Genomic DNA, 13,453 nt, shown 5'->3' with positions numbered 1-13,453 from the left:
GGAAAAATCTTGTCAAAACAGCCCGGTCTTCATCAAGTCCGGGGCCTTAACCAGGAGACACACCCATGTCCGCCCAGCTCGACCAAGTTCTGGCGCAAGCCGCCAATGATCCCGATGTAATGGAAACCCAGGAGTGGCTTGACGCGCTCGAAGCCGTGATTGAAACCGAAGGCCCGGAACGCGCCCATTACCTGATGGAGCGCATGGTCGACCTGGCGCGCCGCCGCGGCGCCCACATCCCGTTTTCCGCCAACACCGCCTACGTCAACACCATTCCCGCCCATCTCGGCGAGCATTGCCCGGGCAACCTGGAATACGAAGAGCGCCTGCGCTCCTGGATGCGCTGGAACGCGATGGCGATGGTGGTGAAAGCCAACCGCGCCGACGGCGATCTCGGCGGCCATATTTCCAGTTTTGCCTCGCTGGCCAACATGCTGGGCATCGGCTTCAACCATTTCTGGCACGCCCCGAGCGAAGACCACGGCGGCGACCTGCTCTACATCCAGGGCCATTCTGCGCCCGGCATCTACGCGCGCGCCTTCCTCGAAGGCCGCATTTCGGAAGAACAGCTGCTCAACTTCCGCCGCGAAGTGGACGGCAAGGGCTTGTCCTCCTATCCGCACCCGAAGCTGATGCCGGAATTCTGGCAGTTCCCGACCGTGTCGATGGGCCTGGGACCGCTCATGGCGATCTACCAGGCGCGCTTCCTGAAATACCTGCATGCGCGGCAGATCGCCGACACCGCCAACCGCAAGGTATGGGCCTTCTGCGGCGACGGCGAGATGGACGAACCGGAATCGATGGGCGCCATCGGCATGGCCGGCCGTGAAAATCTGGACAACCTGGTGTTCGTGGTGAACTGCAACCTGCAGCGACTGGACGGCCCGGTGCGCGGCAACGGCAAGATCATCCAGGAACTGGAAGCCGATTTCCGCGGCGCCGGCTGGAACGTCATCAAGGTCATCTGGGGCAGCTACTGGGATGAGCTCCTGGCGCGCGACAAGGAAGGCATCCTGCAGCGCGTGATGATGGAAACCGTCGACGGCGAATACCAGAACTACAAGGCCAAGGATGGCGCCTACGTGCGCAAGCACTTCTTCGGCAAGCACCCGAAGCTCTTGGAAATGGTGGCGAAGATGTCCGACGACGATATCTGGCGCCTGAACCGCGGCGGCCACGACCCGCACAAGATTTACGCCGCATTCAAGCAGGCGCAGGAGCACAAGGGCCAGCCGACCGTGCTGCTGGTGAAAACGATCAAGGGCTTCGGCATGGGCAAGTCGGGCGAGGCGCGCAATACCGCGCACCAGACCAAGAAGCTCGACGACGAGGCCGTGCGCGAGATGCGCGACCGCTTCGGCATCCCGGTGTCGGACGAGCAGCTGCCGGATATCCCGTTCTTCAAGCCGGCCGATGATTCGCCGGAAATCAAGTATCTGCACGAGCGCCGCAAGGCGCTGGGCGGCTACCTGCCGCAGCGCCGCATGAAGGCCGACGAAACGCTGCCGGTGCCGGCACTGTCCGCGTTCAAGGCGGTGCTCGACGCGACCGCCGAAGGCCGCGAAATCTCGACCACCCAGGCATTCGTGCGCATCATCACGACCCTGCTGCGCGACCCCAACCTCGGCAAGCGCGTGGTGCCGATCCTGGTCGATGAAACCCGTACCTTCGGCATGGAAGGCCTGTTCCGCCAGATCGGCATCTTCAACCAGCAAGGCCAGCTGTACGAGCCGGTCGACCGCGATCAGGTGATGTACTACCGCGAGGACAAGTCCGGCCAGATCCTGCAGGAAGGGATCAACGAGGCGGGCGGCATGAGTTCGTGGATCGCCGCGGCGACGTCGTACTCGTCCAGCAACCGCGTGATGATCCCGTTCTATATCTACTACTCGATGTTCGGCTTCCAGCGCTTTGGCGACCTGGCGTGGGCGGCGGGCGACATGCGCGCGCGCGGCTTCATCCTGGGCGGTACGGCGGGACGCACGACCCTGAACGGCGAGGGCCTGCAGCACGAGGACGGCCACAGCCACATCCTGGCCTCGACCATCCCGAACTGCCTGCCGTACGATCCGACCTTCGCGCATGAACTGGCGGTCATCATGCACGACGGCTTGACGCGCATGGTCGAAAAGCAGGAGGACGTGTTCTACTACATCACCGTGATGAACGAGAACTACAGCCATCCTGGCCTGAAGGAAGGCACCGAACAGGACATCCTGAAGGGCATGTATCTGCTGCAGGAGGGTGATAAATCCGCCAAGCAGCGTGTGCAGCTGATGGGCTCCGGCACCATCCTGCGCGAAGTGATCGAAGCCGCCGCGCTGTTGCAGAACGACTGGGGCATCGCCGCCGACATCTGGTCCGCGCCTTCGTTCACGCTGCTGGCGCGCGACGGCCAGGACGTGGAGCGCTGGAACCTGCTGCACCCGACCGAAACGCCGCGCGTCGCCCACGTGACGAAGCTGTTGCAGGGCACGACCGGCCCGGTCATCGCGTCGAGCGACTACATGCGCACTTTCGCCGAGCAGGTCCGCGGCTTCATGCCGAAGGGCCGCACCTACAAGGTGCTGGGCACCGACGGTTTCGGCCGCTCCGACACCCGCGCCAAGCTGCGCGAGTTCTTCGAGGTCGACCGGCATTATGTGACGGTCGCCGCGCTCAAGGCGCTGGCCGAAGACGGCACCATCAAGGCCGACGTCGTGGCGCAGGCGATTGCCAAGTACGGCATCAATCCGAACAAGCCGAATCCGGTAACGCTGTAACGCTGGAATAACACTAACAATTCGGGGGCGGGCGAGGGCGGAGCCGCGCGGCTGAAGGAATGACCACGCAGCCGGAACTTCTCCACCTCCATCCCCGGCCCTCCCCTGCGAAGGGGAGGGAAATAAACGGAGCTAACACTATGAGCTTGCAGGAAGTCAAAGTCCCGGATATCGGCGATTTCAAGGAAGTCGAAGTCATTGAACTGATGGTGAAGCCGGGCGACACGATCCAGGTCGACCAGTCCCTCATCACGGTCGAGTCGGACAAGGCCAGCATGGAAATCCCTTCCAGCCACGCCGGCGTGGTGAAGGAATTGAAAGTCAAGGTGGGCGACAAGGTGTCCGAAGGCAGCTTGCTGCTGCTGATTGAGCCTGAAGGGGCGGCCGCCGCGCCGGCGCCCGCAGCGTCGGCCCCTGCTGCGCCCGCACCGGCACCCGCACCGGCAGCAGCGGCACCCGCTCCCGCCGCATCCGTGCCGGCCCCGACCCCGGCAGAATCGAAGCCGGCGCCGACCGCAGCGCTCGAGCCGCGCGAAGGCAACGGCATCAAGGCGCATGCATCGCCATCGGTGCGCAAGTTCTCGCGCGAACTCGGCGTCGATCTGGCGCGCGTCCAGGGCACCGGACCGAAAGGACGCATCCTGCATGAAGACGTGCAGAATTTCGTGAAGGGCGTGATGGCCGGCGGGGCCGCGCCTGCCGCCGCGCCGGCGGGCAAGGGCGGTGCCGGGCTGGGCCTCGAGCTGCTGCCGTGGCCGTCGCTCGACTTCTCCAAGTTCGGCCCGACCGAGCTGCAGCCGCTGTCGCGCATCAAGAAGATCAGCGGCCCGAACCTGCACCGCAACTGGGTGATGATCCCGCATGTGACGCAGTTCGACGAAGCCGATGTCACCGACCTGGAACAGTTCCGCAAGGATTCCAACGCCGCGATGGCGAAGTCCGGCGTCAAGTTGACCATGCTGGCGTTCGTGATCAAGGCAAGCGTCGCGGCGCTCAAGAAATTCCCGGCCTTCAATGCCTCGCTGGATGAGAAGGGCGAGAACCTGATCCTCAAGCAGTACTACAACATCGGTTTCGCGGCCGATACGCCGAACGGCCTCGTGGTTCCGGTCATCAAGGATGCGGACAAGAAGGGCATCTCGCAAATCGCGCAGGAAATGGGCGAGCTGTCCGCCCAGGCGCGCGACGGCAAGCTGAAACCGGCCGACATGCAGGGCGCGAGCTTCACCATTTCCTCGCTGGGCGGCATCGGCGGCACGGCGTTCACGCCGATCATCAACGCGCCGGAAGTCGCGATCCTTGGCCTGTCGAAGTCGGAAATCAAGCCAGTATGGGACGGCAAGCAGTTCGCGCCGCGCCTGATGCTGCCGCTGTCGCTGTCGTACGACCACCGCGTGATCGATGGCGCCATGGGCGCGCGCTTTACGGTCTATCTCGCCGAAGTGCTGGGCGACATGCGCAAGACCCTGCTGTGATCCGGGCATGAGAAGGAGCCGGCCCGGCGGGAAATGAGAAAATCCTTCTCTTTTCACCGGGCCTGAGCGCCATCTTGTTTACGGAGATCAACAATGACCACTTGCGTAGTCGTCAAGAAGAACAACGAAATCGCGATTGCATCGGACTCCCTGGTCACGTTCGGCGACACCCGCCTGTCGCATGCGTATGAAGTGAATGAAAAGGTGTTCCCGGTCGGGGAATCGTATGTGACGCTGGCTGGCACCGCCGCCCACTTTCCGGTGATGCGCAAGCTGCTCACCGGCATGGGCGAAGAATGCAGGCTGAACAGCCGCGACGAAGTGTTCGAGACGTTCTCGAAAGTGCACGAAATACTGAAGGAAAAATATTTCCTGAACACGAAGGAAGACGAGGACGATCCCTACGAGTCATCGCAGATCACCGCGCTGATCGCCAATCCGAACGGTATCTTCGGCGTGTACTCGTACCGGGAAGTATTCAGCTTCGACCGCTTCTGGGGCATCGGCAGCGGACGCAATTTTGCATTGGGCGCGATGTACGCGGTCTATGACAACGACACGTACGACGCGCGGAAAATCGCGGAAATCGGCGTGCAGTCCGGAGCCGAATTCGACAAGAGCACATCGGGACCGTTTCGGATATTCAGTTTTCCGATGAAGGAATAACATCAAATAACTTCCTCGCCCTCATGGGCGGGAGAGAACGGAGCTAAAGCTATGAGCATGATTGAAGTGAAGGTCCCCGACATCGGCGACTTCAAGGAAGTCGAAGTCATTGAATTGCTGGTCAAGCCGGGCGACACCATCAGCGTCGATCAGTCGCTGGTGACGGTAGAGTCGGACAAGGCCAGCATGGAAATCCCTTCCAGCCACGCCGGCGTGGTGAAGGAACTGAAGGTCAAGATCGGCGACAAGGTCTCCGAAGGCTCGCTGTTGCTCATGCTGGAAGCCGGCGCAGGCGCTGCAGCACCGGCACCGGCACCCGCACCCGCCGCTGCCCCGGCCCAGACTCCTGCGGCCGCAGCTCCGGCACCGGCTGCTCCCGCGCCCGCTGCCGCCAGCTATGCCGGCAAGGTGGATGTCGAATGCGATATGCTGGTGCTGGGCGCCGGCCCCGGCGGCTACTCCGCCGCGTTCCGCTCGGCCGACCTCGGCATGGCGACCGTGCTGGTCGAAAAGTATGCGACGCTGGGCGGCGTGTGCCTGAATGTCGGCTGCATTCCTTCCAAGGCCCTGCTGCACGTGGCCGCCGTGATCGACGAGACCGCCGCGATGGCGGCGCATGGCGTGACCTTCGGCGCGCCGCAGATCGACATCGACAAGCTGCGCGAATACAAGGAAAAGGTCATCAAGAAGATGACGACGGGCCTGGCCGGCATGGCCAAGTCGCGCAAGGTGAACGTGGTGCAGGGCGTCGGCCAGTTCGTCGGCCCGAACCACATTGAGGTTACCGCCGCCGACGGCGGCAAGAAGACCATTCAATTCAAGCAAGCCATCATCGCCGCCGGCTCCTCGGTGGTGAAGCTGCCGTTCGTGCCGGAAGATCCGAGGATCGTCGACTCCACCGGCGCGCTGGAGCTGCGTTCCGTGCCGAAACGCATGCTGGTCATCGGCGGCGGCATCATCGGCCTGGAAATGGCGACCGTCTATTCGACGCTGGGTGCGCGCATCGACGTTGTCGAGATGATGGACGGCCTGATGCAGGGCGCGGACCGCGACATGGTCAAGGTCTGGCAAAAGTTCAACGACAAGCGTTTCGACAAGGTGATGACCAAGACCAAGACGGTCGCTGTCGAAGCGCTGGCCGAAGGCATCAAGGTTACGTTCGAAGCGGCCGATGCGTCGGTCACCGCGCCCGAGCCGCAACTGTACGACATGGTGCTGGTTGCGGTCGGCCGCAGCCCGAACGGCAAGAAGATCGCCGCCGACCGTGCCGGCGTGGCGGTCACCGATCGCGGCTTCATCAATGTCGATGCGCAGATGCGCACCAACGTGCCGCACATCTTCGCAATCGGCGACGTGGTCGGTCAGCCGATGCTGGCACACAAGGCGGTGCATGAGGCGCACGTCGCCGCCGAAGCCGCCGCCGGCCAGAAATCCTACTTCGACGCACGCGTGATCCCGTCGGTGGCCTATACCGATCCGGAAGTGGCGTGGGTCGGCATCACCGAGGATGAAGCCAAGGCCAAGGGCATCAAGCTGGAGAAGGGCCTGTTCCCGTGGGCGGCGAGCGGGCGCGCGACCGCCAACGGCCGCGACGAGGGCTTCACCAAGCTGTTGTTCGACGCCGAGACGCATCGCATCGTCGGCGGCGGCATCGTCGGCACCCACGCGGGCGACATGATCGGCGAAATCGCATTGGCTATCGAGATGGGCGCCGATGCCGTCGATATCGGCAAGACGATTCACCCGCATCCGACGCTGGGCGAATCGATCGGGATGGCGGCGGAAGCGTTCGAAGGCGTGTGCACGGACCTGCCGCCGGCGCGCAAGAAGTAATTAATCGGAAGTCCACATGAAAAGGGCGGCACCGGTTGGTGCCGCCCTTTTTGTTTTGCCGCCAGGCGCCGGGTCAGTGTCCCAGCTTGGTCAGTACCTCGGACAGCATCGCGATCATGTGGTCGATTTCCTCGGTCGTCACGTTCAGCGCCGGCATGAAGCGCAGCAGGTCGGGGCGCGGCGAATTGACCAGCAGGCCGATCGGGTTCAGGTCGCGCGCCGCTTCGACGATGCTCGGCCCGATATCCTTGCCAAGCTTGAGCGCGCGCAGCAAGCCTTCGCCGCGTTCGCCGTCCAGCCCATGCCTGACGCACAGCTTGCGCAACTGGGCAGCCATGTATTCGCCCTTGTCCTTGACTTCCTGCAGGAAGCCCGGCTTGAGCAGTTCCGTGAGCACGGCGATGCCGGCCGCGGTCATGACCGGATTGCCGTTGTAGGTGCCGCCCTGTTCGCCCGGCTCGAAGCAGGCGACTTCCTCGCGGCACAGCAGGGCCGACAGCGGAACGCCGCCGCCGATGCCTTTACCCAGCGTCATGACGTCCGGCTCGATATTGGAGAGCTGATAGGCGAACAGCTCGCCGGTGCGGCCCATGCCGGCCTGCACTTCGTCGACGATCAAGAGCAGGTTGCGCTGTTTGGTCAGCGCGCGCAGCTGCTGCATGAACTCGCGCGTAGCCGGGATCACGCCGCTTTCGCCCTGCACCGGCTCCAGCATCACGGCCACCGTCTTGTCGGTGACGAGTTTCTCGACGCTGGCGATGTCGTTCAGCTCGGCCTTGTAAAAGCCCGGCACCTGCGGCGCGAACATGGTGTCCCAGCCGGCCTTGCCGGAGGCCGACATGGTGGCCAGCGTGCGGCCATGGAAGCCGTGGTTGAAGGTGATGATCTCGTAGCGGTTTTCGCCGGCGGCGTTCTTGTTGACCTTGCCCCATTTGCGCGCCAGCTTGATCGCGCCTTCGTTGGCTTCCGCCCCGCTGTTGGCAAAGAAGACGCGGTCGAAGCAGGAGTGCTTGGTCAGCATCGAGGCCAGCACGATCGACGGCTCGTTGTAGAAGGCGGGCGACGGGTTGATCAGCTTGCCGACCTGCGCGCTGACCGCGTCGACGATGCATTGCGGCGAATGGCCGAGGCAGTTGACTGCCCAGCCTTGCAGGTAATCGAGATAGCGCTTGCCGTTATTGTCCGTCAGCCACATGCCGCGGCCTTCGGTGAACACGAGCGAGGGCCGGTTGGTGATGTGCATGAGGGCATTGACGTCGTACTGGCTGAATTCCATCTCGGGGCTCCTGGGAAAAATGGGTATCAAAAAAAAAGCCACAGGGCGGGCCTGTGGCTTGTTGAGCAGCAAACTCTTACGCGCACGGCATCCCGGGCTGGGGCAGCGGGGAACGGCGTCGCAGGAGTTTGGCTGTTGCATTCATAAAATCAATATTATGACGTTTTGCGCAGTGCGTCAAAAACTTTTGCGGCTTCAGGCCTTGGCCAGATCCGCTTCGGTCGTGAACGCGTCCGCGTAGAACTCGTCTTCCGGCAGCTTGCACTGGGCGATGAAATCGCGCTTGGCGGCATCGACCATCACCGGCGCGCCGCAGGCATACACCTGGTAGCCGGACAGGTCGGGCAGATCCTCGACTGCGGCGCGGTGCACGAAACCGCTGCGGCCGCTCCAGCCGTCTTCCGGCAGCGCATCGGAGACGACCGGCACGTACCTGAAGTTCGGCAGCGTGCGCGCCCATTCCTCGCACAGAGCATGCATGTACAAATCCTTCGGACGGCGGCCGCCCCAGTACAGGACCATCGGGCGGTCGGTCTTGCTGTGGATGGCGTGCTCGATGATCGCCTTGATCGGCGCAAAGCCGGTGCCGGAAGCCAGCAGCAGCATCGGCTTTTTCGAATCCTCGCGCAGGAAGAAGGTGCCTTGCGGGCCTTCGAAGCGCAGGATGTCGCGCTCCTTCAGGTTGTTGAACACATGGTCGGTGAATACGCCGCCGGGCATGTGGCGGATGTGCAGCGTCAGGAAGTCGTCCTGGTGCGGCGCATTGGCCATGCTGTAGCTGCGGCGCTTGCCGTCCCTCAGGATGAATTCGATGTACTGGCCGGCGCGGTATTGCAGGCGCTCGTTGGCCGGCAGCTGCAGCGACACCACCGCCACGTCGTCGGCCACCTTGTCGATCTTCGCCACGCGCGTGGGCAGCTTCTTGATCGGAAATTCGCCGACGCCGAGCACTTCGCGCGCCTCGATCACGAGGTCGGAATGCGGCGTGGCGCAGCAGAACAGCGAGAAACCCTTGGCTTCGTCGGCCGCCGGCAGCGCCTTTTCCTGGTGCGCGCGGTGCGTGACCGAGCCTTCGAGCAGCTTGCCCTTGCAGCTGCCGCAGGCGCCGTTCTTGCAGCCGTAGGGCAGGCCCACGCCGGCGCGGATGGCCGCGGCCAGCACGGTTTCGTCGTCTTCGCAGCTGAATTGCCGGCCGCTCGGCTGAACTGTTACTTGGAAAGTCATACAATCCCGATGATGAAAATGAATAATCTTGTTAGCAAATTGGCCCGGCCGCGCCTGCTGATCCTCGGCTGCGGCGACGTCGGCATGCGCATGCTGCCGCTGTTGCGCGGGCGCTTCCGCATCTTTGCCGTCACCAGCCAGGATTCGCGCCGCGATGAACTGCGCGCGGCCGGGGCGGTACCGATCGTGGCCGACCTCGATCAGCCCGCCACGCTGGCGCGGCTGGCGCGCCTGGCGCCTTATATCGCGCACCTGGCGCCGCCCCAGCCGGACGGCGTGCACGACCGGCGTACCCGGAATTTGACCGCCATTTTACCCGACGCGGCGACCCTCGTTTATGTCAGCACCACCGGGGTGTACGGCGACTGCGGCGGCGCGCTGATCGACGAGACCCGGGCGCCCAGCCCGCGCAATGCGCGCGCCAAGCGCCGCGTCGATGCGGAAGCGGTCCTGCGGGCCTGGGCCAGGCGCAGCGGCTCGCGCCTCTCCATCCTGCGCGTGCCGGGAATCTACGCCGCCGACCGGCTGCCGCTGGAACGACTGCAAAAGGGCACGCCCGCGCTGGCGCCGGACGACGATGTCTATACCAACCATATCCACGCGGACGATCTGGCGCGCATCGTCGTGGCGGCGCTGTTCCGGGGGCGTTCCTGCCGTACCTATCATGCGGCCGACGATTCGCAGATGAAAATGGGCGAATACTTCGACGCGGTGGCGGATGCATTCGGCCTGCCGCGCCCGGCGCGCCTGCCGCGCGAGGAGCTGCAGCAAGCAGTGTCGCCGGTGCTGCTGTCCTTCATGTCGGAATCCAGAAGGCTGAGCAATGCGCGCCTCAAGGCCGAGCTCGGCGTGCGCCTGCGCTATGCGCGGGTGGACGATGCGCTGGCGCAGGTGCGGCGAGCGCCGGGGACAGGGGCGCTTATTCCGGATTAATTTTTGCAAAAAAAACAAGCGGAACTTGCCCGCCGCTTGACTCTCCCATCATGGGAAGGTTCATACTTCGGTCATCGTCGACGTTCCTCGAACAGGCAAATCATGGGCAACGCAGCTTCTCTTCCGGTGCAGTCAGGCCAACAACAACACGAATTCTCCTTCGGTATCGAAGGAATGACTTGCGCATCCTGCGTGGCGCGCGTCGAAAAGGCGCTGCGCGCGGTGCCCGGCGTCGCACGGGTCAACGTCAACCTCGGCACCGAGCGGGCGGCGGTCGTGACCGAATCGTCGGCCGACTTCGGCGCGGTGCAGCGCGCAGTGGAAAAGGCCGGATACGCCATCGCGCAAGAGGAGATCGACCTCGATATCGAGGGCATGAGCTGCGCTTCCTGCGTGGGGCGGGTGGAAAAAGCCTTGCGCAAGGTGGACGGCGTGCTGGAGGCCGGTGTCAATCTCGCCACCGAGAGCGCCCATGTGCGCTTTGCCGCCGACGTCGCGCCCGATGCGCTGGTGAAGGCGGTCGAGAAGGCCGGCTATCATGCGCGCCTGCATCAAAGCGAAAATACGCCTGCCGCGAAGGAGGGAGCGCCGGCAGCGGTGACGCGCGACAAGGATTTTCTGAAAGTGATCGCTGCCGCCGTGCTGTCGCTGCCCTTGGCGGCGCCGATGCTGCTGGAGCTGTTCGGCGCGCATCTCATGCTGCCCGGCTGGCTGCAGCTCGCGCTGGCCACGCCGGTCCAGTTCTGGCTCGGGGCGCGTTTTTACCGCGCCGGCTGGAAGGCGGTGAAGGCCGGCGCCGGCAACATGGACTTGCTGGTAGCGCTGGGCACCAGCGCCGCCTACGGCCTGAGCGTGTACCAGCTGTTTTCGCACGGCGACGGCATGGCGCATCTGTATTTCGAAGCGTCGGCCGTGGTGATCACGCTGGTCTTGCTCGGCAAGTGGCTGGAGGCGCGCGCCAAGCGGCAGACCGCGGCGGCGATCCGGGCCTTGCAGGTGTTGCGGCCCGAGGTGGCGCGCGTGCGGCGCGACGGGCAGGATGTTGACCTGCCGATCGACCAGGTACGTCGCGGCGATCTGGTGGTGGTGCGCCCGGGCGAGCGGGTAGCGGTGGATGGCATCGTGCTGGAAGGGCTGAGCCATGTCGACGAGTCATTGATCACCGGCGAAAGCCTGCCGGTGGCCAGGCAGCCCGGCGATAAGGTGACCGGCGGCGCGATCAACGCCGAAGGCCTGCTGCTGGTGCGCACCGAGGCGGTGGGCACGGAAAGCACGCTGGCGCGCATCATCCGGCTGGTGGAAAGCGCGCAGTCGGCCAAGGCGCCGATCCAGCACCTGGTCGACAAGGTCAGCGCCGTGTTCGTGCCGGTCGTGCTGGCGATCGCGGCGGCGACTTTTGCCGCGTGGTGGCTGTACGGCGGCGACGTCGAGCGCTCGATCATCAACGCGGTGGCAGTGCTGGTGATCGCCTGCCCGTGCGCGCTGGGGCTGGCCACGCCGGCGGCGATCATGGCCGGCACCGGCGTAGGCGCGAGTTATGGGATATTGATCAAGGATGCGGAAGCGCTCGAAATCGCGCATGCGGTGACTGCCGTCGTATTCGACAAGACCGGCACGCTAACCATCGGCAAACCGGCGCTGACCGAAGCGGTGCCGCACGGGGTGGATGCCGGTGAACTGCTGCGCCTGTGCGCATCGATCCAGCAGGGCAGCGAGCATCCGCTGGCGCGCGCGGTGGTCGACGCCGCGCAGGCGCAAGGCGTGGCAACGCCGGCGGCAAGCGATGTGGTGGCGCTGCCGGGGAGGGGGCTGTCCGCGAAGGTCGACGGCCTCGACTTGCGGCTGGGGAGCACGCGGCTGATGCAGGAGCTGGGCGTGGACATGACGCCGCTGGCGAAACGCGCGGATGAACTGCAGCGCAAGGGCAATACGATATCGTGGCTCGCGACGGCGGGTACGCCGCACCGGCTGCTGGGCCTGCTGGCATTCGGCGACCGGATCAAGCCGAGCGCGCAGGCCGCCGTGCGCAGCCTGCAGGCATTGGGTGTCAAGACAGTCCTGCTGACGGGCGACAACCAGGGTAGCGCGGCGGCGGTCGGCGCTGCGCTCGGCATCGACCGCATCGTGGCTGAAGTCCTGCCGGCGGACAAGGCGGAGAAAGTGGCGAGCCTGAAGGCGGGCGGAGATCTCGTTGCGATGGTCGGCGACGGCATCAACGACGCGCCGGCGCTGGCGGCGGCCGATGTCGGTATCGCGATGGCGACCGGCACCGACGTTGCCATGCAGGCGGCGGGCGTCACGCTCATGCGCGGCGACCCGGCGCTGGTGGCGGATGCGATCGACATATCGCGCCGCACTTACAGCAAGATCCGGCAGAACCTGTTCTGGGCCTTCATTTACAACCTGGTCGGCATCCCGCTGGCGGCATTCGGCTTGCTCAATCCGGTGGTGGCGGGGGCAGCGATGGCGTTCAGTTCCGTGAGCGTGATCAGCAACGCCTTGCTGCTGCGCCGCTGGACGCCGCGCAAGCCGGCGGCATGAAAGGAGAGACGTGATGAATATCGGACAGGCGGCAACTTCGTCCGGCGTGACAGCCAAGATGATCCGCTATTACGAGAGCATCGGCCTGATGCGCGCCAGCCGGCGCACCGATTCAGGTTATCGCGTGTATGGCGACAACGACGTGCATACGCTGCGCTTCATCAAGCGGGCGCGCACGCTGGGGTTTTCGCTGGAACAGATCCGCGGCCTGCTGTCGCTGTGGGAAGACCCGGAGCGCGCCAGTGCCGAGGTAAGGGCGATTGCGCAGGAACATGTGGGCGAACTGAACCAGCGCATCCGCGAACTGACGGAAATGCGCGACGCGCTCGCCCACCTGGTGCATGCCTGCGCCGGCGACAGCCGGCCGGAATGCCCGATCCTGCAAAGCCTGGAAACGGCGGAAACGCCGGAGCATGGCTGCGCGGCCGGGCATCATCGCGCAAGCCACGAAGCTCAGGACGCCGAGCTGGAGAGAACCGGGTAACCGGCTTCCGACACGGCGGACTTGATCGCGTCCAGGCTGGCCGACGAGGCGACCCGCACGGTTTGCTGCGACAGGTCGACATCGACCTTGGCGGCGGCGTCGACTTCCTGCACCGAGCGGGTGACGGCATTGACGCAGTGGTTGCAGCTCATTCCTTCGACTTTCAATTCATACATGGCAGTTTCCCTCCGTAGAAAAGCATAACTCTAGGCTATCCCACGGTGGGAAGGTCAAGGCCCATTGCAAAAAAGCGGGCCGC

10 protein-coding genes are annotated in these 13,453 nt (G+C 64.5%); 7 read left to right on the top strand and 3 right to left on the bottom strand.

The features are described from left to right. The first annotated feature begins 65 nt into the window (after nt 1-65). The 4 genes from aceE to lpdA all read left to right on the top strand — a co-directional run bounded on the left by aceE (nt 66) and on the right by lpdA (nt 6,736). Nucleotides 66-2,762, top strand: coding sequence for a pyruvate dehydrogenase (acetyl-transferring), homodimeric type (gene aceE / locus FAY22_RS11990; RefSeq protein WP_146330422.1), 2,697 nt, complete (start codon nt 66-68; stop codon nt 2,760-2,762). Nucleotides 2,763-2,902: 140 nt separating this feature from the next. Then, a complete protein-coding gene (gene aceF, locus FAY22_RS11985; RefSeq protein ID WP_146330421.1) occupies nt 2,903-4,237 on the top strand; it encodes a dihydrolipoyllysine-residue acetyltransferase in 1,335 nt (444 codons plus the stop codon). A 93-nt stretch (nt 4,238-4,330) separates the two neighbouring features. Beyond that, complete coding sequence (locus FAY22_RS11980) at nt 4,331-4,903, top strand: MFS transporter (protein WP_146330420.1); 573 nt, start codon at nt 4,331-4,333, stop codon at nt 4,901-4,903. Nucleotides 4,904-4,954: 51 nt separating this feature from the next. After that, complete coding sequence (gene lpdA, locus FAY22_RS11975; RefSeq protein WP_146330419.1) at nt 4,955-6,736, top strand: dihydrolipoyl dehydrogenase; 1,782 nt, start codon at nt 4,955-4,957, stop codon at nt 6,734-6,736. Nucleotides 6,737-6,809: 73 nt separating this feature from the next. Here lpdA and FAY22_RS11970 read toward each other — a convergent pair whose 3' ends face one another. Beyond that, complete coding sequence (locus FAY22_RS11970; protein ID WP_146330418.1) at nt 6,810-8,012, bottom strand: acetylornithine transaminase; 1,203 nt, start codon at nt 8,010-8,012, stop codon at nt 6,810-6,812. Nucleotides 8,013-8,207: 195 nt separating this feature from the next. Further along, a complete protein-coding gene (locus FAY22_RS11965) occupies nt 8,208-9,236 on the bottom strand; it encodes a CDP-6-deoxy-delta-3,4-glucoseen reductase (RefSeq protein WP_146330417.1) in 1,029 nt (342 codons plus the stop codon). Nucleotides 9,237-9,254: 18 nt separating this feature from the next. On the opposite strand from FAY22_RS11965, the gene FAY22_RS11960 reads away from it, so the two are divergent. The 3 genes from FAY22_RS11960 (at nt 9,255) to cueR (ending at nt 13,194) form a co-directional block, all read left to right on the top strand. Further along, complete coding sequence (locus FAY22_RS11960) at nt 9,255-10,169, top strand: SDR family oxidoreductase (RefSeq protein ID WP_146330416.1); 915 nt, start codon at nt 9,255-9,257, stop codon at nt 10,167-10,169. 102 nt (nt 10,170-10,271) lie between these two features. Then, nucleotides 10,272-12,710 carry a heavy metal translocating P-type ATPase gene (locus FAY22_RS11955; protein ID WP_146330415.1) on the top strand — a complete coding sequence of 813 codons (2,439 nt, stop codon included), beginning with the start codon at nt 10,272-10,274 and terminating at the stop codon, nt 12,708-12,710. Between the two features lie 13 nt (nt 12,711-12,723). Further along, on the top strand, nt 12,724-13,194 hold the full coding sequence (cueR, locus tag FAY22_RS11950; protein WP_146330414.1) for a Cu(I)-responsive transcriptional regulator: 471 nt from the start codon (nt 12,724-12,726) through the stop codon (nt 13,192-13,194). Here the strand turns inward: cueR and FAY22_RS11945 are convergent. Further along, nucleotides 13,164-13,370 carry a heavy-metal-associated domain-containing protein gene (locus FAY22_RS11945; RefSeq protein ID WP_146330413.1) on the bottom strand — a complete coding sequence of 69 codons (207 nt, stop codon included), beginning with the start codon at nt 13,368-13,370 and terminating at the stop codon, nt 13,164-13,166. The two genes, cueR and FAY22_RS11945, sit on opposite strands and share 31 nt — an antisense overlap. Nucleotides 13,371-13,453 lie beyond the last annotated feature (83 nt).

Origin of the sequence: Noviherbaspirillum sp. UKPF54, from assembly GCF_007874125.1 — a bacterium.
In the GTDB taxonomy this organism is placed as follows: domain Bacteria; phylum Pseudomonadota; class Gammaproteobacteria; order Burkholderiales; family Burkholderiaceae_D; genus Noviherbaspirillum.
Note: the sequence above shows the minus strand (reverse complement) of the source record. Positions and strands in the feature narration are given on the sequence as shown.